Consider the following 22,729-nt stretch of genomic DNA (forward strand, 5'->3'; position numbering starts at 1 on the left):
CCTTTGCTTTCAGACGGCCTGCAATCGGCAGGATGCATCGGCACAGCGGCCTCTGCCGAAGCCCATGAGGGCCATGCCGATCAGCGTGGCTGCGACCGGCACCAGCAAAGCGGTCCGCAGAGCCTCCAGCCGCTCGGACGGACCGTCACCATCGCCGAGAGAAAGTGTGCCGACAGCACTGACGGCCGAGAGGCCGAGTGCTGCGCCGAACTGGAACGAGGTGTTCACGAGCCCGCTCGCCAGGCCCTGTTCGTTTTCGGCAATACCTTCAGTCGCGATGATCGTCAGTGGGCCATAGCCGAGGGAGAAGGCAAGGCCGAGAAGGATCGTCGATGGCAGCATGGCCGCATAGGTCCAGTCGAGCCCCATGCCGAGAAAGAGCGCGTAGCCCGCAACAGCGAGTGCAAAGCCGCCAAGCACCACGCGTCCATTGCCGAAACGCTCGACGAGCAGAGGCGTCAGCAATGGAGCTAGAATGGCGTCCATGCCGATGACGATCAGGGCAAGGCTGGTTTCGAACGAGGACCAGCCCAACAGTTCCTGCAGATAGAGTGAGACGATGAACTGGAAGCCGAAGAAGGCGCCGGTGAAGAGCATCGCTCCGAGGTTCGATTGCACCAGCGTCGATGACCGGAAAATCCCGAGACGGATGAGCGGCGCACGCGAATTGCGTTCGATGAGGATGAAAGCGAGCCAGAGCAGCGCGCTTGCGCCGGCTGCCGCAATCGTCCAATTCAGGTCGTTGGTCGCGTGTTCCAGCCGAGTCAGTGTATAGGCGGCAAGCAACATGGCGCCAGTCAGCGTCACCGCGCCGGCGATGTCGAATTTCTGGCGCGGGGCGGCGACTTCTTCCTTCTTCTCCACGATCAGCTTCATGCCGACAAGAAGCAGGATGGTAGAGAAGATGACCGGAGCGAAGAACACCCATCGCCAACCGACGGCCGACAATAGCCCGCCGATGACGAGCCCTAGCGAGAATCCGGCCGATGCCGTGCCGGCATAAATCAGCACGGCCCTGTTGCGCTGTGGTCCTTCGGGAAAGCTTCCATTGATGAGAGCAAGGCCGGCCGGCGTCATGAAGGCGGCTGCTGCTCCCGTCACGAAGCGTGCCGTCAGCAACATCCAGCCTTCGGTCGCAAGGCCGCCGAGGCCGGAAAAGAACAGGAATACGCTCAGCGCCATCAGGAAGACCTTGCGCTTGCCATACATGTCGGCGACGCGCCCGCCGAGCAGCATCAGGCCGGCATAGGCAAGCACATAGGCCGAAACAACGGCGCTCAGCGTCGTGGTCGAGAGGCCGAGCTCGGCCCGGATCGAGGGCAGGGCGATGTTGAGCATGGCCGCATCGACGCCTTCGAGGAAGATCGCGCCGCAGAGAACGACGAGCATGCCGGCAGCACTGCGGCTCATTCTTCCGCTCTCCGCCGTAAGTGGAGGACTTGTAGACATCATGATTTCCTTGTCCGTGAAGCAGGGAAGAGCAAGTTACATATTGATCCTCAGTTCCCTATTGTAACCAAGAGAGACATAGGGCATGGTTCGAACCCATGGAAGAAGGCGCTTCAAACTCACCGAGTGACTGCTGCAGCACCGAGCGCGATTACGACATCCTCCAGTGGGATGCGCGGGAGGAATGCGAAGTGCGTCAGATTTTGGATCGCATCGCCGACAAATGGTCGCTGCTGGTTATCGCATTGCTTGAAAAGCGCACTCTGCGCTTTACCGAATTGCGCAAGAGCATCGATGGCATCAGCCAGCGCATGCTGACGACGACCTTGCGCCAGCTCGAGCGCGACGGGCTGATCGAGCGGACAGTCTATCCAGTGGTGCCGCCAAGGGTCGATTACGCTCTGACGGAACTCGGCTGTACGCTGCATGAGACCATCAAGGCGCTCGTCGTCTGGACCGAGACGAACCAGGCGAAGATCATCTCCGCCCGCCGAAGTTACGACGAGCGCGCCAGTGAGAAGCTCTGGTAGGTCTCAGCTCTCGCGCGTGATTGTGATGAATTCCGTGCCCTCGCCGGTTTCCGAACCGAGGCCGGTATCTGTGATTGTGAGTGTCGAGCCGGGCGAAATCAGTGCGTCGATCCGGTGACGGGTTTCTTCTGACATCGAGATGCGGCTGAGCGCTCTCGCGATAGGACGGCCGCTGATGATGGAGCTTTCCTGATTGGCGATACCGAGCCGCTTCACCGTTTCGCGAGAGAGATTGTTTTCCAGCGTAACGCCCAGCCAATCGGCCGTACCGGCCACCTCATCCACTGCATGCAGCGAGAAGAAGTGTGTACCAAGCGCAAGTCCCGGATCGGCAATGGTGATCGGCGCCTCGAAGAGCGGCTTGAAATCCTGCCGCACCATGATGACGCCATTCGGCGGTTCGCCCTTGCCTGCCGCAGCGTAAACTTCCCTCAGGAGAGTATCTGTGACCAAGCCCTTGTCACGGGCAAATTCGGTTGGTCGCAACGCCTTGAAGGCATTGATGGCCTGAACGGTCGCAGGACCGGCCAGCCCGTCAGGCTCGCCGGCAGCAAAGCCGAGTTTGTTCAGGAGGGTCTGGATGTCGATAACGTTTTCACGCAGCGTCCGGCGCGTAATCAGCATGCTGATCGGCGTGGTATCCGCAGAGGGCGCCTGCAGTTGGATCATCGGCATCGGCAGGGCAGCCGTCGTCTCGTTCATGGCGACCTGCACCTGCGTCTTCGCATCGCCGATGGCAGGGCGAAGCTCGACGTCGGAAAGCAGCGGTGACGGCTCGGGCCGGTCGGGATGGAAAAGTGTTGGATGGTCGATCGGCTCGGGCGTCAGCTCATTGTCTGTGATGATGACGGGTACGCCCATCTCTGTCATCTTGTAGAGCGATTTCGCAAAGGCGTCGGGCATGCGCACGCAGCCATGCGAGGCCGGGTAACGCGGCACGGAATTGGACTCATGCAGCGCGATCCCGGACCATGTCAGCCGCTGCATGAAGGGCATCGGCGCGTTCGAATAGATGTTGGATTCGTGGTATCTCTGCTTCTCGATGACGGAGAAGATGCCGCTCGGCGTCGTATGCCCGTCCTTGCCGCTCGAGATCCTGGAGGTCGCCACGACCTCCGCGCCGTCATAGACGGTCAGCGACTGCCTGTCCTTGGAAACGAATATCTGCAGCGTGCGCGCATCGGCAGCAAAAGCGGGATCGACAAGGGCGGTCGCCGACAGCAACCCGATAAGGACACCTACACGCACAGACATGACGCAATACACCACATGCACAAAAACCACGCGAGTTAAGCATGCGAAGTTTAACGAAGGCTTGAATACGCCATCGCGTTTCGATCACGAGATTGTGGGGTATTCAATTTTATGCAAATCTAAAGCAAGGGAAGTCTTGGGGGAGACTTGGAAATGCATGTCGATATTGTTTCTGCGTTCGATGATCTGCATGCCCTGAAGGATAACTGGAACGAGGTATACGCCGCCGACCCGGAAGGGCACTATTTCCTTTCCTGGCACTGGATGGCGCAATGGCTGCAGCGGCGGTCATTATGGTTCGTTCTTGCCGCCAAGCGGCGGCAGGCGGATGACCGCTATGTAGCTTTCCTTCCCATTCAGCTCCACGTCGATTTCGAGGAAGGCCAGGGTCTTGGCAATATCGTGCGCCTCGGCGGCACGCCCTATGCCGGCTATAACGGCCTTCTGACGCATCCTGAGGACGCGGAGGCGGTGCTCGGCGTTTTCGCCGATTGCCTGCAGAGCTTCAACTGGAAACATCTCGATATTGATGATGTCTATATGTCTGAGGCGAGACTGAAGGCGTTTCTGGCGGGCTTTTCTGCCTCGGAATTCTCAAGGAGGAAGGTCCCGCGCCGGCCGCATATCACGGCTGATGGCGAAAACATCGACCATGACGTCTATGTCTACGTCCCGCTTGGCGAGGTCTTCGAAACCTTCCTGGATGAGCGCATCGGTGCCAAGACGCGGCGCAATGCGCGAAAGGCGCTGCGCGATCTCGTCGCGCCGGAAAATGAGCTGCGCATCACTCATGTGACACCAGAGACAATGGAGCGCGATCTCGAAATCTTCTACCAGATGTGGAACGTCCAATGGGGTGAGCGTCAGCCGCGCTACGGCAAGTTCATCCTCGACAACAGCCGTCACATGCTGCCGGCCTGCATAGAGGACGGTTCGGTCTTCATGCCGATCCTCTGGCATCAGGACAAGCCGGTCTGCATCTTCATCTGCTTCCTGGATCCCCACCGCAAATCGATGATGTGCTTCCTCGGAAGCCGCGACCTGACTTTCCGCCGCTCGATCAGCCCCGGCTTCATGCTCCATTGCTACAATATGCGTTGGGGCATCGAGAATGGCTACCGAACCTACGACCTCGGCACAGGTAATTACGGCTACAAGGATCTTTTGGGCTCCGAACACCATCTCGTTGAGAAGCTGCAGGTCTCCACGCTCTCCGGCCGCAATATCGGCGATCGCCTCGACCCGCGCTCGCTGGATATCGCCATGCATCAGGCGGTGCATTTTTTCAGAAGTGGAAACCCGGAGTCGGCAGAACTCTGCTGCCGGCAGATTCTTGTCGCCGACGATGCACATGCGCCCGCAACCTCACTGCTGGCGAAAATAGAAGCAACGCAGCGGCCGAGGCTGGTGAGCGATCCCGCTGCCCATTTCAGCGCGGCTGCCGAACGGCACCGGGCCGGCGATCTCGTCGCGGCGGAAGCGGGCTACCGCGATGTGATCGCGATCGTGCCTGGGCATTTCGATGCTCTGCAGCACCTGGCGCTGCTGCTGCTACAGAAAGGCGATCTCGGCGAGGCCAAGGACTGTGTCGACAAGGCGATCGAGGTGAAACCGGTCTCCGCTTCGGCCTATTGCAATCGCGGCAATATACTTGCGCGTCTTTCGAATTTCGAAGAAGCGCTTGGAAGCTACGACCGGGCCATCGCGCTGGATGCCGGCCATGCCATCGCCTTCAACAATCGCGGCAATGTGCTGCGGCGGCTGGGGCGCCATGACGAGGCGGTGGAGAGCTACGACCGCGCGATCGCGATCGATCCGGGCTATGCTCAGGCAATAAAGAACCGGGACGCAGCGCTTCAGGAGATGGAGACCGTGCCGGCGTAGCTATCGGTAGCCCTTGCCGCCGAATGTGTAGCCGGTTTCGACCGTGCCTTTGCCGAACTTGTCGCGCAGCTTGTCCATGGCAGCTTCCGCCGCCGCACGCCGGCCGGATTGCTGGTCGATCAGATCGGGCGGATCGGCGCGGCCGGCATCGCCGAGATCGGTAACGCCGATGCCGATCAGGCGGAATTTCGTGCCGTCGGCTTCCTTCTCCAGAAGCTCGATCCCGGTGCGGAAGATCTTGTCGGCAAGCTGTGTCGGGTCTTCGAGGCGGCGGTTGCGGGTGCGGGATTTGAAATCGGCCGTCTTCATCTTCAGTACAACCGTGTGGCCGGCGATGCCGTTCTTCTTCAGCCGCCAGGAGACCTTTTCCGAGAGATTGCGCAGGATCGGCACCAGATCGTCATAACGCGCGATATCGTCGAAGAAAGTGGTTTCGGCCGAAACGCTCTTTGCGGCATCGTTGATATGCACCTCTCGGTCGTCGATACCGCGTGACAGGCGCGACAGCCGCTGGCCGATGCTGCCGTAACGGCGCATCAGGTCGTTCTCCTCCATCCCCTGCAACTGGCCGATCGTGCGGATGCCGTCTGCTTCGAGCGTCGCGGCAAAAGCCTTGCCCACGCCCCAGATGGTCGTCACCGGGCGAGGCGCCAGGAACTCGACCGCTTCCTCGCGCCCGATGACGGAAAAGCCGCGCGGCTTCTGTAGATCGGAGGCGACTTTGGCGAGGAACTTACAATAGGAAAGTCCGACCGAAACGGTGATGCCGATTTCCTTCTCGATGCGACGGGCGAACTTCGCCAGCGTTCGGGCCGGCGGATCGTGATGCAGCCGCTCGGTGCCGCCGAGTTCCAGGAAGGCCTCGTCGATAGAGAGCGGCTGCACCAGCGGCGTCAATTCCTGCATCAGCGCGCGAACCTGCCTGCCCACCTTTACATATTTCTCCATGTCGGGACGAATGACGATCGCCTGCGGACAGGCCTCCAGCGCCTTGAACATCGGCATGGCCGAGCGGACGCCATGGATGCGGGCAATATAACAGGCAGTAGAGACGACGCCACGCTTGCCGCCGCCGATGATCACGGGCTTGTCGGAGAGTTCCGGGTTGTCGCGTTTCTCCACGGCGGCATAAAAAGCGTCGCAATCGATATGCGCGAGCGTCAGGTCATAGAGCTCTTTGTGGCGCACGAGGCGGGGGCTGCCGCAGGCATGGCAACGGCGCGCCTTACCCATCTGCCCGGCAAGGCAGTCGCGACAGAAGCCGGGTGTCTTGTCAGGTGCTGGCGTCATGGTGAGAACAAAAGTTGAACATTGCAACATTACGCCCTAAGCTTTCGAGTCTCAAGAGAGGGAGGAGAGCTTGGCCGTGGATATCGATCTTCGTTTCGAGCCTGTCACCGCCGAATACTGGGGTGACTTCGAGACGCTGTTCGGCCCGCAGGGTGCCTTCTATAATTGCTGGTGTGTGGCGCTACGCCTTCCGCATGCTGTCCGCACCAAGATGGAGCCCGCTGAGCGCAAGGCACATATGCACGGCCGCATCGCGGCGGGGCCGCCGCCGGGCATTCTCTGTTATGTCGAAGACGAGCCGGTTGCCTGGGTGCAAGTGGGGCCACGCCATGACGTGCCGCAGTTCAATTCGCCGCGCACGGTCTCGCGGCCGCTGGAGGATAGCGATGCGCACGATCCCTTGATCTGGGCGGTCAGCTGCTTCTTCCTGCTGCCGAAGCTGCGCGGGAAAGGGGTCAGTCACAGGTTGCTTGCCGGCGCCGTCGATTATGCCCGCAGCCAAGGTGCGCGGTTGCTGGAAGCCTGTCCGATCGACCATGTGAAGCAGTCGAAATCCGTTACACTCTGCATCGGCTCGACGGCTATTTTCGATGCTGCCGGTTTCGAGACGATTGCGCGGCGCAAGGACGGCCGGCCGCTCATGCGGCTGGATTTGCGCGCCTGATGGTGTCTGCCGCAAGATGCTGGTCAACGAGCATGGCGGCGTGCGCCCAGTCCCGTGCCCGCTTAATATCCTCAGCAGCCGCCGGTGCGAGGCGATGAACGAGCGAGTCCGGCATGAGATGGATGAGCAAACAATCACTCACATGCTCCTTCACCGAATGCAGGTTGCGCGCCATATCATCGATAAAGACGACTGGGAGGTCGCGACCGGCATGCAGAGCCTGCACGATCGGTCCTTTCGGCTGTTCGCTGGCCAGCAGCGGGAACGTGAGGCCGGTGCGGTCCAGGAGGCGGCGGCGATGAGCGGAAAACTGCGGCGGCATCGCGGTGAGGAACAGGACGTCGGCATCGTCAGACAGGCGTTCGAGTGTCGAAACGACAGGATCGAAGGGCGTCTGCCAGTTTTCCTGGGCCTCGAAGAACTCCAGGATCAGCCGACTGACATGCTGATCCTCGAGCGCAAGCCCGTCGGCAAGCGAGACGATATTGCCGTGAAGCCGAAAAGAGCGCGGCAGGAATTCGTGGCCGAGGCTCTTGAGGTATAACTGAAAGGGATCGATGAATTGCAGTACGACATCATCGACATCGCAGACGATGAGCGGCCTGTCGCCAAGGCGGATATGCGAGATGTCGAGTTCGGCGCTGTCGTTCACGATCAATATTCTCCGGAATCGAGGCCGGGTGGCGAGAAGTGGCGCCATGCCGCCGTCAGCGCTTCGGGTGTCGTGCCCGTCGCCTCACAGAAGGCGATCGCCGTCGGCTCGTGGTTCATGAGGAAATCCAGCATACCGGCGAGAAAGTCGGGATCATTGATGGCATTGCGCACTTGGGTCGGTTCCACGCCGGTCAATGCCAGGAAGCGACCGAAGAGATCCGGGTCGTTCGCAAGCCAGCCAAGGACGGCGATGGCCGTTTCTTGCGGATCGGCTGTCGCCCCAAGTTGTTTCGAAGTCTTGAAATTGCTTTGCATTGCGGTGGTCGAGTTACCTTTTCTTCAACCAAATACCGGTAGCTTGCACTATCGGTTTCATGGAGCCATTTGTCAGCTAATGTCATTATTATGGACATTTGGCTTCAAGAGCGGACGTAGGGACAACTGATCATGCCCAAACAGGTGATGATTGTAGAAGATAACGAGCTCAACATGAAGCTCTTTCGCGACCTCATCGAGGCCTCGGGCTATACCACGATCCAGACCCGCAACGGCATGGAAGCGCTTGATCTTGCGCGCAAACATCGTCCCGATCTTATTCTTATGGATATTCAGCTTCCGGAGGTTTCCGGTCTCGAAGTCACCAAGTGGCTGAAGGAAGACGACGAACTGCATGTGATCCCGGTCATCGCCGTCACGGCCTTTGCCATGAAGGGCGATGAAGAGCGGATTAGACAGGGCGGCTGCGAGGCCTATGTCTCCAAGCCTATCTCCGTTCCGAAATTCATTGAGACGATCAAGACTTATTTGGGCGACGCCTGAGGCGTCGGAAGAGATTATGACTGCGCGTATACTGGTGGTTGATGATATTCCAGCGAATGTGAAGCTGCTCGAAGCGCGCCTGCTGGCGGAATATTTCGACGTGTTGACCGCGGCCGACGGCTACGAGGCGCTAGCGATCTGTGACCGCAACCAGGTCGATCTCATTCTCCTCGACATCATGATGCCCGGCATTGACGGTTTCGAAGTCTGCGAGCGGCTGAAGGCCAATCCCAAGACCGCGCATATTCCCGTCGTCATGGTGACCGCGCTCGACCAGTCGGCCGACCGCGTGCGCGGCCTGAAGGCCGGTGCCGATGACTTCCTGACGAAGCCCGTCAACGACCTGCAGCTCATCTCCCGCGTCAAAAGCCTGTTGCGCCTGAAGACACTGAGTGACGAACTGCGCGTGCGCGCCGAGACCGCCCATACGATGGGCATGGATGAGTTGATGCGCACTGGCGACGGACGCTCCGACGAGGCTGGGCAGGTGTTGCTGGTCGACAGCCGCGCCAACTCGCAGGAACGTATCATCAAGACGCTGAAGCCTGTCGCCGATGTTCTCGCCATTTCCGATCCGCAGGCTGCCCTTTTCGAAGCGGCCGAGAGCGCCTTCGAACTTGTCATCGTCAACGCCAATTTCGATGATTACGACCCGCTGCGGCTCTGCTCGCAGTTCCGTTCGCTGGAGCGGACCCGTTTTTTGCCGATCCTGATCATCACGGAGCAGGGCGCCGACGAGATGGTGATCCGGGCCCTCGATCTTGGCGTCAACGACTATATCGTGCGCCCTGTCGATCCGAACGAGCTGGTCGCCCGCAGCCTGACCCAGATCCGCCGCAAGCGTTACAACGACCGCCTGCGCGCCAGTGTCAAGCAGACGATCGAGCTTGCCGTCACCGATCCACTGACCGGTCTCAGCAATCGCCGTTATCTCGACAACCATCTCAACGTGCTCTTCAACCGTTCGATGGCGCGGGGTCGGCCGCTGTCGATCCTCATTACCGATATCGACCGCTTCAAGCAGGTCAACGATACCTATGGCCATGACGGCGGCGACCAGGTGCTGAAGGAGTTCGCAAACCGCGTGCGCTCGACCGTCCGCGGCGCTGATCTTGCCTGCCGTTACGGCGGGGAAGAATTTGTCGTCGTCATGCCGGACACCTCGCCCGAAGTTGCCGCGGCCGTTGCCGAGCGCCTGCGCGCGGCCATCGAAAACACACCCTTCCTGCTGAAGTCGTCAGGCGAAATACTGAATATCACGGCCTCGTTCGGTATATCCTCGCGTATCGCCTCGGTCATAACGCCCGACCAACTGATGAAGCAGGCAGACCTTGCGCTTTATGAAGCGAAAAACACCGGGCGCAACCGGGTGGTGGCCTCGGCCGCCTGACCACACAATGTGCCGTAACGCATCGCTTTCGGTTATCCACTGGCGATGACTGAACCTTACGAATATTTAATATTGACGGCTGCAACGAGGACGCTTGTTTTTCAACCCTATAGCCCAAAAAAGGACTTTAAAGCGCGTTTCTTCCGATAATGCGTATCGCCTGCTTCCGGAAGCTAGAAGCAGGGAATGAAGAAAGAAGAGCGGACTATAACAGCCTTCCGAGCGGTTTGTTCGCGTAGATCGTATTTCAGAAAACGTAACGCCGGTGCCTCACGTAAGGGTAGGGGTGGTGGTGTTATTGCAATATATTTATGAAATTCTTGGCATGTTCAAATATTGTCCTCTTGGTAAAAGAGAATTTGATGACGTTTTACACGTACCAAAACTGGACTTTTAACCATAGAATCATGCCTTGAAATTTTACCATTAAGAATTTGTTGATTTTCTTTCATTTTTGCGCAAATTATCGGCTCAGAACAGAAAACGCTCCCATGGAGGAGCTGTCGATACCCCATGATGCTCAGGTCCGCCGCATCTCCTGGGTCGTGGGGTCGGTCGGCTGGTACGCAATTTAAAGCGGTTCCTCGTGCCGTTTTGCATGCTGGCCGACCCCCTTTTCGCAAAAACGCCGTCACTTCCCGAAGATGGAAGGGCGGCGTTTTTCTTTGTTTGCGCTAACATTGTCGTCAGCAGATCCGGTGCAAACAAAAAGCGCGCAACCCGGAGGCGCGCGCTTTTCGAAAGAGCCGTGATCAGGTAATTACTTGATCTTGGTTTCCTTGAACTCGACGTGCTTCTTTGCAATCGGGTCGTACTTGGTCTTCGTCATCTTGTCCGTCATCGTACGGCTGTTCTTCGTCGTGACGTAGAAGAAACCGGTGTCGGCCGTCGACAGAAGCTTGATCTTGATAGTGGTAGCCTTGGCCATGGTCGTCCTGCCTTTAAGAAAATGAAAGCCGTGGAAAGCCGGATAGGCTCCACGGCAAATTCTGGCGCGAAACTACGAATCTAGCCCGAAAAGTCAAGCCCGCTTTCCGATGAAAAGCAGCCTTATGCCTGCGAGCAGGGCATAAAGCCCGAAGAAACCGGCAATTGCATAGGCAAAACCGTTGTTCCCGGCAACGTCGATGGCAGCGCCGATCACCTGGGGACCCGCAACGGTGCCGACGGCATAACAGAAAACGAAGGCCGCGTTGGCCGCCGCAAGGTCCGAACCTGTCAGTCGCGAGCCGAGATGGCTGAGGCCGACTGTGTAGAGGCCGGAAACGCAGCCGCCCCAGAAAACCAGAAGCCCGGCCATAAGAAGCCAGTTGTTGACGAGAATCGGCAGCATCATCGTGCCGATGAAACCGGTGAACGCCATGAGCACGAGCAGGGGACGCTTGTCCTTGATGCGGTCCGAAAGCAACCCGAGCGGGATCTGGAAAATGACGTTGCCGACACCCATCATGGTAAGCAGCAGGGCCGCCTGCGATTCGGTGAAATGCGCGCGCACCGCAAAGATCGGAAAAAGCGAGAGGCCGCCGGCTTCGACCGCACCGAAAATGAAGACGGCGGCAGTTGCTGTCGGCACCAGGAAGACGTAGCGCATGAAATGCAGTTCCGGCTTTTCGTCCAGAACAGGGCTTTCATAGCGGGCGATGAAGATGGGAATGGCCGCGAGCAGGATCGCGCCGGCGCCGACCAGGAAGGGCAGGATGCCATCGCTGCCGAGCAGCGAGAAGATCAGCGGGCCTGCGGCAAAGCCGAGCGAAAGCACCGTCGCATAGATGCCGAGCACGAAACCGCGCTTGGATGGCGGCGAGGCTGCGTTGATCCAGAATTCAGAGAGGATGAAGAGTGTGGTCGTCGCGCCGTGGAAGGCGAAGCGCAGCGGAAACCACATCCAGAAATCTTGCGCGTAATAGAAGCCGAGCGCACTCAGGGCCGAAATCAATACCGCCCACAGCATGGTGGGCGCCACGCCGTATTTATGCGCGAGCTTGGTGGTGATCGGCGCCGCCGCCATCGCCGCGATACCGGCCATTGCGGTGTTAAGACCGATAAGGGTGGAGGAAATGCCGCGTTTTTCGAGAATGATGCTGAGGAGAGGCAGCCCCAGGCCGATCGCTATGCCAACGGCGGAGATGGAAGAGACGGCAGCCACCAGAGAAGGCCAATGGATTTCCTCGACATCGCCCGCTGTGCCGTTCCTCGGCTGAGACATTTATCCATCCTTAGAGAAGTATGCGGACGAATCGTCCGTCTGGTGTCACATAGAAAGACATAGGCATGCCAAATCCAGGTGACGGGCAGGGTTTCATAATATTTCCGGCATCTGCCGGCGATTTCTTGAGTTTAAGCTTTCCCCGTACAAGAAATGATGAGCGTATCGTTCCTCTGCAGATAGTCGGCTACAGGCCCTGACGCTCTGGCCGCTGCCACTACACGCGAAATATGTCTGGAAGGTGAAGGTGTTCAAGCTTGCCGGCCGGGTGTGTCGTAATCATCAGGTTCGTCATCATGGCCGCCGAAGCCATGCATCTTCAACGCCCACTGCAAGCCTATGACGCCGCCCTTGATAGGCTGGATCGAGACGAGCGCCGTGATGATGGTAATCGGTGCCCAGATGGCAAGATGCACCCAGACCGGCAGCACGAAGACCATGTCCGTCAGCATGAAGCCGCCGACGACGACGTGACCGAGTACGAGAATGACGAGATAGGGCGGCAGGTCGTCGGCGCGATGGTGGTGCATCGCTTCGCCGCAGGCCGCACAGTGATCGACGGGCTTGAGGAAGGCGCGGAACAGCTTGCCGCTGCCGCAGGCCGGACAGCGGTTCAGCATACCGCGCATGATGGAGCGTCCGAGCGAGCGCTCGGCATCGGGCGTATCCCCGTAGCGGACGACCTCGTCTGTCGGTGTGCTCATCGATCTTTCCCTTCCCGGAAACAGAGCCTTTTCATTTTTCTTCGAAATATGGAAAGGCTCTGTTTCTTTCTCTTCACGCAATTCCGGACGCAAACCGCTGCGCACTTTTGCTGGAATTGCTTCAACGCCGCCCGCGCGGCGGCCTCGTTCCGACCTTCTTGCGAGCGCGGCTTGCATCGCGCCGTCCCGCCTTGTGGAAGGAGCGCACAGCCGTCGGCATCTTGCGTCCCTCGCTCAGCATTTCAAAACGCAAGGCGCCCGCAAGCGGGATCGCCTCTGCCAGTCGCACGGTCACATTATCGCCAAGACGATAGCCGAGCCCGGTTTTTTCACCGCTCAGAGCCTGATGCGCTTCGTCATAGATGAAGTAATCGGTGCCAAGCGTAGATATAGGGATGAAACCATCAGCGCCATAGTCCGGCAACAGGATAAACAGGCCTGATTTGGTGACGCCCGAAACGCGTCCTTCGAATTCCTGGCCGATGCGACCGGCAAGATGATGAGCGATCAAGCGATCGACCGTCTCGCGCTCGGCGGCCATGGCGCGGCGCTCGAAGGTAGAGATCTCGGCCGCGATATCGTCGAGCGTTGCCTCCTCTTCCGGTGTGATGCCGCCTTCGCCGAAGCCGAGCGAGCCGACGAGCGCACGATGCACGATAAGATCGGCATAGCGGCGGATCGGAGAGGTGAAGTGCGCATACTTCATCAGGTTCAGGCCGAAGTGACCGATATTGTCGGGGCTATAGATTGCCTGGCTCTGCGAGCGCAGAACCATTTCGTTGACCATGGTCTGGTGGGCGGTGCCGTCCGCCTTGGCGAGAATGCCGTTGAAGCTGTTGGCGCGCACGTTGCCGCCCTTGGCAAGCGAGATGCCGAGGGTAGCGAGAAACTCGCGCAGCACTTCCTGCTTGGCGAGTGTCGGCGCATCGTGGATGCGATAGATCAGCAGCTGGCGCTTTTTCTCCAGCGTCTCGGCAGCGGAGACATTCGCCTGGATCATCATTTCCTCGATCAGCTTGTGCGCGTCGAGGCGTGGCGGCACGAAGACCCGGTCGACGGTGCCGTCGGGCGTCAGCAGGATCTTGCGCTCGGGCATGTCGAGCTCGAGCGGTTGTCGCCGCTCACGGCCACGCTTCATCGTCTCGTAAGCGTGCCACAGCGGTTTCAGGATGGGCTCCAGCATCGGGCCGGTCTTGTCGTCGGGTTTGCCGTCGATTGCTGCCTGTGCCTGCTGGTAGGAGAGCTTCGCAGCACTCTTCATCATGATGCGGTGGAAGGTATGGCCGATCTTGCGGCCTTCCTTCGAGAAGATCATGCGCACGGCAAGGGCAGGGCGGTCGACGCCTTCCTTCAGCGAGCAGAGATCGTTGGAGATGCGCTCCGGCAGCATCGGCACGACGCGATCGGGGAAGTAGACCGAGTTGCCCCGCTTCAATGCCTCCCGGTCGAGCGGCGAATTCGGGCGCACATACCAGGAGACATCGGCAATCGCGACAGTGACGATAACACCGCCCGCATTGTCTTCCGATGGATCATCCTCGGCATAGACGGCGTCGTCATGGTCCTTGGCATCGGCGGGATCGATGGTGATCAGCGGCATGCCACGCCAGTCTTCCCGATGCGACATCGTGGCAGGCTTGGCGTCATCCGCCTCCGCGACGACGGCTGGCGGGAACACATGCGGAATGCCGTGCGCATGGATGGCGATCATCGAGATCGCCTTTTCCGAGCCAACCGAGCCGACGACCGACAGAACCTTGGCGCGAGGCAGGCCGAAACGGCCGAGACGCGCAATCTCTACCTCGACCAGATCACCGTCCTTGGCATCGCCCTTGTAGTCGGGATCGATCACCATTTCCTCGCCGCGCCGGTCGATCGGCAGCAGGCGTCCGGCGCCCCCGGGCGCATCCTTGAAGACGCCCATGGTGGCGCCGCGCCGCTTGTCGATCACCTTGATGATGCGGGCGGTATAGGCCGGTCCGCCCCGGTCGACAGCGGGGAATATCTTGGCGAGGATGCGGTCGCCGAGGCCGGCAACGGGCGACTTGCCCTTGCCCTGGCGCCCTGCCGGAGATTGCTGGCGGATGGCGACGGCGGGCGCCACGCCCTGATCCTCTGGCCATTCGGCCGGCCGGCCGATCAGATCGCCGTCCTTGTCGCGGGTGGTGATGTCGAGCACGGTGACGGGCGGCAGCGCGCCTGGCCTGATCAGCGACTTGCGGCTCTTCTGCAGCATGCCTTCCTGCTCCAATTCCTGCAGCAGATGCTTGAGCTCGACACGGCTTTCACCCTTCAGCCCGAAGGCCTTTGCGAGTTCGCGCTTGGAGGCTTTCTGCGGATGCTCGGCAATGAAGCGCAGGATGACCTCGCGCGGCGGCAGGACGCCGTGCGCGATATTCAATGGCTCAGGCGCAGCTTCCCTGCTCGCGCGGCTGATCTTTCCCGGGCGTTTGCCCATGGGTTTCGTAGTCTCGCGCGGGTCTCTCGCCACTCTCAGCTCTTTTTCGTTTTCGCCGGTGCTTTTGCCTTGGTCGCCTTCGGCTTTGCGGCAGTCTTCGTCGTCTTGGCTTCAGCTGCGGCAGCCTTCGGCTTTGTGGCGGACTTAGGCTTCGCAGCCGTCTTAGTCTTGGGCTTAGCGGCAGGGGCCCTGCCGGCCTTTTCCGCAATCAGCACCAGCGCTTCCTCGACGGTGATGGCCTGCGGATCCTTGCCTTTTGGCAGCGTCGCGTTGACCTTGCCCCAGTTGACATAGGGACCATAGCGCCCGTCACGAACGGTGATCGCGCCGCCATCGGGATGATCGCCGAGCTCCTTCAATGCTGCCGGTGTGCTGCGGCCTCCGCCCGGCGCCTTGTTCTGTTTTTCCGCAATCAGCGTCACGGCGCGGTTGAGGCCAACCGAGAAGACGTCCTCGATGCTCTCCAGATTGGCATAGGTGCCATCATGCAGCAGGAATGGCCCATAGCGACCGAGCCCGGAAGAGATCATCTTGCCGGATTCCGGATGTTTGCCGATGTCGCGCGGCAGCGAGATCAGTGCCATCGCCTTTTCGTAGTCGATATCTTCGGGCTTCCAGCCCTTGGGAAGGGACGAGCGCTTGGCCTCCTTGCCGTCGCCGCGCTGGATATAGGGTCCGAAACGGCCGGACCTTAGCGTCAGTTCCTCGCCGGTGGTCGGATCGGTGCCGAGGTTCTTCGGCTCGTTCAGCGCGACGCCTTCAGCCTCACCGCCGTTTTCGGAAGAAAGCTGGCGGGTATAGTTGCATTCCGGATAGTTCGAGCAGCCGACGAAGGCGCCATACTTGCCGAGTTTCAGGGACAGGTTGCCGGTGCCGCAAACCTGGCAGATGCGCGGATCGCTGCCGTCCTCGCGCTTGGGGAAGACCAGCGGTGCCAGCGCCTCGTTCAAGGAGTCTAAAACGTTGGTGACGCGCAGTTCCTTGGTATCTTCGATCTGCGAGAAGAAATCCTTCCAGAAATCGCGAAGGACCTGCTTCCAGTTGAGTTCGCCGGCCGAAATCCGGTCGAGCTTTTCTTCGAGATCGGCCGTGAAGTCGTACTCCACATACTTCGTGAAGAAACTTTCGAGGAAGGCGGTGACCAAACGACCCTTTGCCTGCGGGATCAGCTTGCGCTTGTCGATCGTCACATAATCGCGGTCGCGCAAAGTCGCGAGCGTCGCGGCATAGGTGGATGGACGGCCGATGCCGAGCTCTTCCATCTTCTTGATGAGCGAGGCTTCCGAATAGCGCGGCGGCGGTTCGGTGAAATGTTGCGTGGAGTTGATCTTCTGCTTGGCGAGGTTTTCGCGCGCATTGATCTCCGGCAGACGGCCATCCTCGTCATCGGCATCGTCGCTCTGCTCGCCATCTTCCTTCTGGTCGGTATAGGCGGCGATGAAACCGTCGAAACGGATGACGGAGCCGACGGCGCGCAGCCCAGCCTTCTGGCCGTTCTTGTCGGCGAGGATTTCGGCCGTGGTGCGCTCGATTTCGGCGGATGCCATCTGGCTGGCAATGCCGCGCTTCCAGATCAGGTCGTAGAGGCGGATCTGGTCGGCATCGAGGAACTTGCGGACTCGGTCGGGCGAACGATTGAAATCGGTCGGGCGGATCGCTTCGTGCGCTTCCTGGGCGTTCTTCGCCTTGGTGGAGTAAAGACGCGCCTTCTCTGGCAGATAACGGTCGCCGAACTGTTCGCCGATGGCGCTCCGCGCCGCATCGATCGCTTCGGGGGCCATCTGCACACCGTCCGTACGCATATAGGTGATGAGACCGACGGTCTCGCCGCCGATGTCGACGCCCTCATAAAGCTTCTGCGCAATCTGCATGGTGCGCGAGGCCGAGAAGCCGAGCTTGGAGGACGCCGCCTGCTGGAGCGTCGAGGTCGTGAAGGGCGGTGCCGGATTGCGCTTGACGGGCTTTGCCTCGACGCTTTCGACGACGTAGCTTGCACCTTCCAGCAGCGCCTTCAGCTTGCCGGCTTCCTCGCCATTGGCAATCGAGCGCGGCTGCAACCGCTTTCCGTCGGCAGAAACCAGCCTTGCCTCGAACTCGTCGCCGCGCGGCGTCTTGAGCAGCGCCGACAGGTTCCAGTATTCCTCGGATATGAAACGTTCGATTTCGGATTCACGGTCGCAAACCAGGCGCAGCGCAACCGATTGCACGCGGCCTGCCGAACGCGCGCCGGGCAGCTTGCGCCAGAGAACGGGCGAGAGATTGAAGCCGACGAGATAATCGAGCGCGCGGCGTGCCAGATAGGCATCGACCAGCGGGACGTCGATGTCGCGCGGATCGGCCATCGCATCGAGCACGGCCTTCTTGGTGATGGCATTGAAGACGACGCGCTTGACCGGCTTGCCGTTGATGACACGCTTCTTGTTCAGAAGATCGAGAACATGCCAGGAGATTGCTTCGCCTTCGCGATCGGGGTCGGTTGCCAGAAACAAGGCATCGGAGGATTTCACCGCGTCGGCAATATCCTTCATGCGTTTGGACGAGGCGCCATCCACCTCCCAGAGCATCTCGAAATCCTGATCCGGAAGAACTGATCCATCCTTGGCAGGCAGATCGCGCACATGGCCGAAAGAGGCGAGCACCTTGTATCCTGGACCCAGATACTTGTTGATCGTCTTGGCCTTGGCAGGCGATTCCACCACTACAACATTCATGATGATTCTCTAAAAAAGATGCCGATCCGGCGAACAAGCAGGCGGAACACGCACTGCAACATGAATACCGGCCCTCCGACATGGACAGGGAATTCGCTCCGGTCAAGAGGTTTGCTCTAATTTTACCTCTTTCCGATGCGTCGCAACCATTGCGAGATAGAAAGTATGTTGCAATTCAAGATAATTGCTCTATCGTTTTTGAAGCGTGGTTCGGGCTCCTTGTAAAGCAGCCTTTTCTGATTTCACAGAGACAATTATGGCGCCCAAGGTTGCAGAAAAAGACATCGATCGCTTGGCATCGCTTGAGAACATTACTTTCATCCGGCAGATGCTCGGCGAATTGCACCAGGTGGCAGAACGCGAAAAGGCGGAGATGCTCTGCTATCTCATCGAGATGGCTTATGTCGAGGCTGGAGACCTGCAGTCACGCATGCATGACGGCTCAGTCGGTCATGGAAATTGAAACCAACCCGCCGGCATGGCGGTGAAGCCGCCCGGCCATATCCAGCTCCAGGAGAACGAGATAGACTGCGGAAGCCGAAAGACCGGTGTGACGGATGATGTCGTCGACCTCCACAGGCGTCGGACCGAGCGCATCGCTGACGAGCGTGCGATCCGTTTCGTCGGGCGGAAGCGACATCCTGCCGCCCTCGCGCTTCGGTTCTTCGGCTGATGGCAGCGAGAAGAGATCGGGCTGGGAGAGCGGCGCCAGCGCTTCCACGACATCCTCGGGCGAAGTGACGATCATCGCTCCCTCTTTGAGAAGGCCGTTCGTGCCGTGGCAGCGTGGATCGAGCGGCGAACCTGGCACGGCAAAGACCAGCCGCCCGAATTCGCCGGCCATCCGCGCCGTGATAAGCGAACCGGAGCGAACTGCTGCCTCCACGACCGCGACGCCGAGCGAGATTCCCGCAATCAGCCGGTTGCGGCGGGGAAAATCACGCGCACGCGGCTCCCAGCCGAAAGGCATCTCGCTGACGGCAAGCCCGTTGCCATTCCATATCTCCTCGAGCAGTCCGACATTTTCAGGCGGGTAGGGCTGGTTGAGCCCTCCGGCCATTGCGGCAATGGTGCCGGTATCGAGGCTCGCCCGATGGGCGGCCGTATCGATGCCGCGGGCAAGGCCGGAGACGACCAGATAGCCAGCCCGGCCGCAGTCTCGGGCAATCATCGCCGCGAACTTCGCGCCGCTGATGGAGGCATTGCGCGAACCGACGATGCCGACCGCCGGCCTGTTTAGCACGGAAAGATCGCCTTTGACCGCGAGCAGCGGCGGCGCGCCGTCGATCTGGCGTAGCGCCTGCGGATAATCGGGCTCGCCGATGCCGACGAAACGGGCGCCGAAACGCTGGGCCGCCTCGAGTTCGCGATGCGCTTCAGCCTCGGTGGCGATGCGGATCGAACGGGTCGCACCGCCGCGCGCCGAAAGCTCCGGCAGCATGGAAAGTGCCGCTTCCGCTGAACCGAAATGATTGATGAGATCACGAAAGGTCGCAGGGCCGACATTGTCGGAGCGGATCAGCCTCAGCCAAGCGATCCTCTGTCTCTCCGTCAGCGCAATTCCCTTTGGCTTTGCGCTGAGCGCGTCCATTACCCCTTAGCCCCGATCTTGCTTTCCGTGCCATTCATCAGGCGGGAAATATTTGCCTTGTGCTTCCAGTAGGAGACGACGGTCATGATCGCCATGATTGCCGCAACCTTTTCATCACCCAATATCCACAATGCAACCGGAATGACAAGCATCGCAATCAGCGCGGAAAGCGAGGAATAGCGGGTGATAAAGGCGGTCCCCAGCCAGACGGCTGCAAAGAGGAGAACCATTGACGGCGCAACACCGAGAAGCGTGCCGATATAGGTGGCGACACCCTTGCCGCCCTTGAAGCCGATCCAGACCGGAAAAAGGTGGCCGATGAAGGCGAAGAAACCGGCGATGATACCCGCTTCCTCGCCCGCAAAATAGGCCATGATCCAGGCGGCTGCGGCCGCCTTCAGCGCATCGAGCAGCAGCGTTGCGGCTGCAAGCTTCTTGTTGCCGGTGCGCAGAACATTCGTCGCGCCGATATTGCCGGAACCGATGCTGCGGACGTCGCCAAGGCCGGCGGCGCGTGTGAGGATGAGGCCGAACGGGATGGAGCCGAGCAGGTAGCCGACGACAACAGCCACAAGCGCCAGAGGCAGCGTAATCTGCCAGGTAACAAGATCAGATATCATTTTTGTTCCCCAATCCTTTGCCGAGAGGCTGCCCAGAAGGGCTGTGCAGCCCTCAGCCCTGCAATGCGTGAACCAGCTTGCCGCCCACATAGGTCGCGACGGCTCGTCCGCTGAAGCGTGCATCCTCGAACGGCGTGTTCTTCGAGCGGGAAAGAAGCATGTCCTTGGCGACAAGCCAAGGCTCCTCCAGGTCGATCAAGGCAATATCGGCCTTGGCGCCGGGCTTCAGCGTTCCGGCATCAAGACCGAAGATCTGCGCCGGTCGCGTCGACATCGCATCGATCAGCCGCATCAGGCTGACCTGCTCGCTGTGATAGAGCCGCAAAGCTGCCGCGAGCATGGTTTCGAGCCCGACCGCACCGTCCTCGGCTTCGCCGAAGGGCAGGCGCTTGGTATCGACATCCTGCGGATCGTGCGAGGAGACGATAATATCGATCGCGCCCTTCGCCAGCGCATCCACCATCGCCACCCGGTCATCCTCTGAGCGCAGCGGCGGATAGAGCTTGAAGAAGGTCCGGTATTCGCCGATGTCGTTCTCGTTCAGCGCCAGATTGTTGATCGACACGCCGCAGGTGACTTTCGCGCCGCGCGAGCGGGCAAGCTCGATCGCCTCAACCGATTCCGGAACGGAGATCATTGCTGCGTGATAATTGCCCCGCGTCAGTTGGGCGATGCGTAGATCACGCTCGAGCGGGATGAGCTCTGCTTCCTTCGGGATGCCGGAAAGGCCGAGCCAGCTTGCGAGCAGGCCTTCATGCATGACGCCGTTGGCGCCGAGGTATTTGTCGCGCGTTGCGCAGGAAATGACGGCGCCGAATTCACGTGCATAGGTCATCACCCGGCGCAGCACCTGGGCATCGGAAATGCTGCCATGCGCGTCGGTGAAGGCGACGGCGCCTGCCTGCATCAACAGGCCGATTTCCGTCATCTCCTCGCCGGCAAGCCCCTTGGTGATGGCCGCTGCCGGATAGACGTTGACCACGGCCGTATCCCGCGCCGTCTTCTTGACGAATTCGACGAGCGCGATGTCGTCTATAACGGGATGTGTGTCCGGCATCATGATGATGGAGGTCACACCGCCTGCCGCCGCGGCGCGGCTTGCCGAAGCGATGGTTTCGCGATGTTCGCCGCCCGGTTCGCCGATATGGACGCGGGCGTCGACGAGGCCAGGCACTGCGACGAGGCCGGTGCAGTCGCGTACCGTGGCGCCTCCGGGCGTGCCCTGGTTCTGCACATCCTTGCCGGCCGCAACGATTAGGCCGTCCTTGACGATAACAGTGCCGATCTCATCGAGATTGCGGGAGGGGTCGACGATGCGGACATTCTTGAGGACGAGATTGCTCATGCGCTCACTCCATCCGTGCGGGGTCCCTGGTTCTGGGAAACAAGCAGCGTCTCCATGACGGCCATGCGCACTGCGACCCCCATTTCCACCTGTTCCGCAATTACGCTCTGCGGACCATCGGCGACCTCGGAAGCGATTTCCACGCCGCGGTTCATCGGCCCGGGATGCATGACGAGCGCATCCTCCTTCGCCGCCTTCAGCGTTTCCGCATCAAGGCCGTAGAAATGATAGTATTCGCGCACCGACGGCACAAAGGCGCCGGACATGCGTTCGCGCTGCAGCCGCAGCATCATCACCACATCCGCGTCCTTCAGCCCTTCCTTCATCGAATGGAAGACCTCGACGCCCATCTCCGCGATGCCGGCCGGCAGCAGCGTCGCAGGGGCGACGACGCGCACCCTGGCACCCATGGCGTTCAGAAGCAGGATGTTGGAGCGCGCCACGCGCGAATGCAGCACGTCGCCGCAGATCGCCACGATGATGCGCGACAGCCGGCCCTTGGCACGGCGGATCGTCAGCGCGTCGAGCAGCGCCTGCGTCGGATGCTCATGCTGGCCATCGCCGGCATTGACGACGGAGCAGGAGACCTTCTGGGCGAGAAGCGCTGCGGCACCGGCGCTGGAGTGGCGGATGATCAAGACGTCCGGCCGCATCGCGTTCAGCGTCATCGCAGTGTCGATCAGCGTCTCGCCCTTCTTCACCGAGGAATTTCCGACCGACATGTTCATGACGTCGGCGCCGAGGCGTTTGCCGGCAAGTTCGAAGGAGGATTGCGTGCGCGTCGATGCCTCGAAGAAGAGGTTGATCTGCGTCAGTCCCCGAAGGGTCGACGTCTTCTTCTCTCGCTGTCGACTGATCTTGACGGCTTCGTCGGCCTTGTCGAGAAGATAGGTAATATCCTGCTCGGTGAGGCCCTTGATGCCAATGAGGTGGCGGTGGGGGAAAAAGACCATGACCCTGCCTCTTATTGTCTTCGCGGGGTCTATAAAGAGTGCGGGGGGAAGGGGCAAGCATCCGCTATGCGCAAATCCCTATGTTCCCCATGCATTTTCCGTCGAATCCCGCTACTGCATGATTCCTTAAATCGGAATCGATTTAAGGATAAAATTATGCAGCAATTTAAGATGCTACAGCGTCCTTCGCGCGTCTGAAAAGACGCG

Annotated in this window: 20 protein-coding genes; 6 read left to right on the top strand and 14 right to left on the bottom strand. The window is 60.0% G+C overall.

The window, feature by feature from the left end:
* Positions 1–9: 9 nt before the first annotated feature.
* Positions 10–1,410: an MFS transporter gene (locus KQ933_RS05285; RefSeq protein WP_253958277.1), complete on the bottom strand. Its 1,401-nt coding sequence runs from the start codon at positions 1,408–1,410 to the stop codon at positions 10–12.
* Positions 1,411–1,547: 137 nt separating this feature from the next.
* Here KQ933_RS05285 and KQ933_RS05290 point away from each other — a divergent pair, with 137 nt between their 5' ends.
* On the top strand, positions 1,548–1,979 hold the full coding sequence (locus tag KQ933_RS05290; RefSeq protein ID WP_216757706.1) for a helix-turn-helix domain-containing protein: 432 nt from the start codon (positions 1,548–1,550) through the stop codon (positions 1,977–1,979).
* 3 nt (positions 1,980–1,982) lie between these two features.
* Here KQ933_RS05290 and KQ933_RS05295 read toward each other — a convergent pair whose 3' ends face one another.
* Positions 1,983–3,233: a L,D-transpeptidase family protein gene (locus KQ933_RS05295; RefSeq protein ID WP_216757707.1), complete on the bottom strand. Its 1,251-nt coding sequence runs from the start codon at positions 3,231–3,233 to the stop codon at positions 1,983–1,985.
* Positions 3,234–3,386: 153 nt separating this feature from the next.
* On the opposite strand from KQ933_RS05295, the gene KQ933_RS05300 reads away from it, so the two are divergent.
* Entirely contained in the window at positions 3,387–5,117 is a 1,731-nt protein-coding gene (locus KQ933_RS05300) for a GNAT family N-acetyltransferase (RefSeq protein WP_216757708.1), read from the top strand.
* On the opposite strand, the gene KQ933_RS05305 is transcribed toward KQ933_RS05300, so the two are convergent.
* Positions 5,118–6,407, bottom strand: coding sequence for a DNA polymerase IV (locus KQ933_RS05305; RefSeq protein ID WP_216757709.1), 1,290 nt, complete (start codon positions 6,405–6,407; stop codon positions 5,118–5,120).
* 76 nt (positions 6,408–6,483) lie between these two features.
* Here KQ933_RS05305 and KQ933_RS05310 point away from each other — a divergent pair, with 76 nt between their 5' ends.
* Positions 6,484–7,071: a GNAT family N-acetyltransferase gene (locus KQ933_RS05310; RefSeq protein ID WP_216757710.1), complete on the top strand. Its 588-nt coding sequence runs from the start codon at positions 6,484–6,486 to the stop codon at positions 7,069–7,071.
* Here the strand turns inward: KQ933_RS05310 and KQ933_RS05315 are convergent.
* Together KQ933_RS05315 and KQ933_RS05320 are read right to left on the bottom strand one after the other, a co-directional pair.
* A complete protein-coding gene (locus KQ933_RS05315) occupies positions 7,046–7,723 on the bottom strand; it encodes a hypothetical protein (RefSeq protein WP_216757711.1) in 678 nt (225 codons plus the stop codon). The two genes, KQ933_RS05310 and KQ933_RS05315, sit on opposite strands and share 26 nt — an antisense overlap.
* A gap of 2 nt (positions 7,724–7,725) precedes the next feature.
* Positions 7,726–8,040 carry a DUF3572 domain-containing protein gene (locus tag KQ933_RS05320; RefSeq protein WP_216757712.1) on the bottom strand — a complete coding sequence of 105 codons (315 nt, stop codon included), beginning with the start codon at positions 8,038–8,040 and terminating at the stop codon, positions 7,726–7,728.
* A gap of 132 nt (positions 8,041–8,172) precedes the next feature.
* On the opposite strand from KQ933_RS05320, the gene KQ933_RS05325 reads away from it, so the two are divergent.
* Both KQ933_RS05325 and KQ933_RS05330 read left to right on the top strand, forming a co-directional pair.
* Positions 8,173–8,544, top strand: a complete 372-nt coding sequence (locus KQ933_RS05325) for a response regulator (protein ID WP_003547430.1) — start codon at positions 8,173–8,175, stop codon at positions 8,542–8,544.
* Between the two features lie 16 nt (positions 8,545–8,560).
* Complete coding sequence (locus tag KQ933_RS05330) at positions 8,561–9,934, top strand: PleD family two-component system response regulator (RefSeq protein ID WP_216757713.1); 1,374 nt, start codon at positions 8,561–8,563, stop codon at positions 9,932–9,934.
* Between the two features lie 760 nt (positions 9,935–10,694).
* On the opposite strand, the gene rpmG is transcribed toward KQ933_RS05330, so the two are convergent.
* The 5 genes from rpmG to topA form a co-directional block, all read right to left on the bottom strand.
* A complete protein-coding gene (gene rpmG / locus KQ933_RS05335; RefSeq protein WP_003587245.1) occupies positions 10,695–10,862 on the bottom strand; it encodes a 50S ribosomal protein L33 in 168 nt (55 codons plus the stop codon).
* Between the two features lie 93 nt (positions 10,863–10,955).
* A complete protein-coding gene (locus tag KQ933_RS05340) occupies positions 10,956–12,140 on the bottom strand; it encodes an MFS transporter (RefSeq protein ID WP_216757714.1) in 1,185 nt (394 codons plus the stop codon).
* Between the two features lie 251 nt (positions 12,141–12,391).
* Positions 12,392–12,844 carry a DUF983 domain-containing protein gene (locus tag KQ933_RS05345; protein WP_216757715.1) on the bottom strand — a complete coding sequence of 151 codons (453 nt, stop codon included), beginning with the start codon at positions 12,842–12,844 and terminating at the stop codon, positions 12,392–12,394.
* A gap of 121 nt (positions 12,845–12,965) precedes the next feature.
* The gene (rnr, locus tag KQ933_RS05350) at positions 12,966–15,335 is read right to left on the bottom strand and encodes a ribonuclease R (RefSeq protein WP_216757716.1); all 2,370 of its coding nucleotides are present in this window, start codon (positions 15,333–15,335) and stop codon (positions 12,966–12,968) included.
* Positions 15,336–15,337: 2 nt separating this feature from the next.
* Positions 15,338–18,013, bottom strand: coding sequence for a type I DNA topoisomerase (gene topA, locus KQ933_RS05355; RefSeq protein WP_216757717.1), 2,676 nt, complete (start codon positions 18,011–18,013; stop codon positions 15,338–15,340).
* A gap of 256 nt (positions 18,014–18,269) precedes the next feature.
* Between topA and KQ933_RS05360 the strand changes: the two genes are divergently transcribed.
* Positions 18,270–18,476, top strand: a complete 207-nt coding sequence (locus KQ933_RS05360) for a hypothetical protein (protein WP_183730124.1) — start codon at positions 18,270–18,272, stop codon at positions 18,474–18,476.
* Here the strand turns inward: KQ933_RS05360 and dprA are convergent.
* Genes dprA through KQ933_RS05380 form a run of 4 tightly spaced genes read right to left on the bottom strand, consistent with a single transcriptional unit; the run spans position 18,456 to position 22,522 of the window.
* On the bottom strand, positions 18,456–19,604 hold the full coding sequence (dprA, locus tag KQ933_RS05365) for a DNA-processing protein DprA (RefSeq protein WP_216757718.1): 1,149 nt from the start codon (positions 19,602–19,604) through the stop codon (positions 18,456–18,458). The two genes, KQ933_RS05360 and dprA, sit on opposite strands and share 21 nt — an antisense overlap.
* On the bottom strand, positions 19,604–20,224 hold the full coding sequence (gene plsY, locus KQ933_RS05370; protein WP_216757719.1) for a glycerol-3-phosphate 1-O-acyltransferase PlsY: 621 nt from the start codon (positions 20,222–20,224) through the stop codon (positions 19,604–19,606). The genes dprA and plsY overlap by 1 nt, the downstream gene beginning before the upstream one ends.
* A gap of 52 nt (positions 20,225–20,276) precedes the next feature.
* Entirely contained in the window at positions 20,277–21,569 is a 1,293-nt protein-coding gene (locus tag KQ933_RS05375; protein ID WP_216757720.1) for a dihydroorotase, read from the bottom strand.
* On the bottom strand, positions 21,566–22,522 hold the full coding sequence (locus KQ933_RS05380; protein WP_216757721.1) for an aspartate carbamoyltransferase catalytic subunit: 957 nt from the start codon (positions 22,520–22,522) through the stop codon (positions 21,566–21,568). The genes KQ933_RS05375 and KQ933_RS05380 overlap by 4 nt, the downstream gene beginning before the upstream one ends.
* Between the last annotated feature and the right edge of the window lie 207 nt (positions 22,523–22,729).

It is taken from the genome of Rhizobium sp. WYJ-E13 (assembly GCF_018987265.1).
Lineage (GTDB): Bacteria > Pseudomonadota > Alphaproteobacteria > Rhizobiales > Rhizobiaceae > Rhizobium.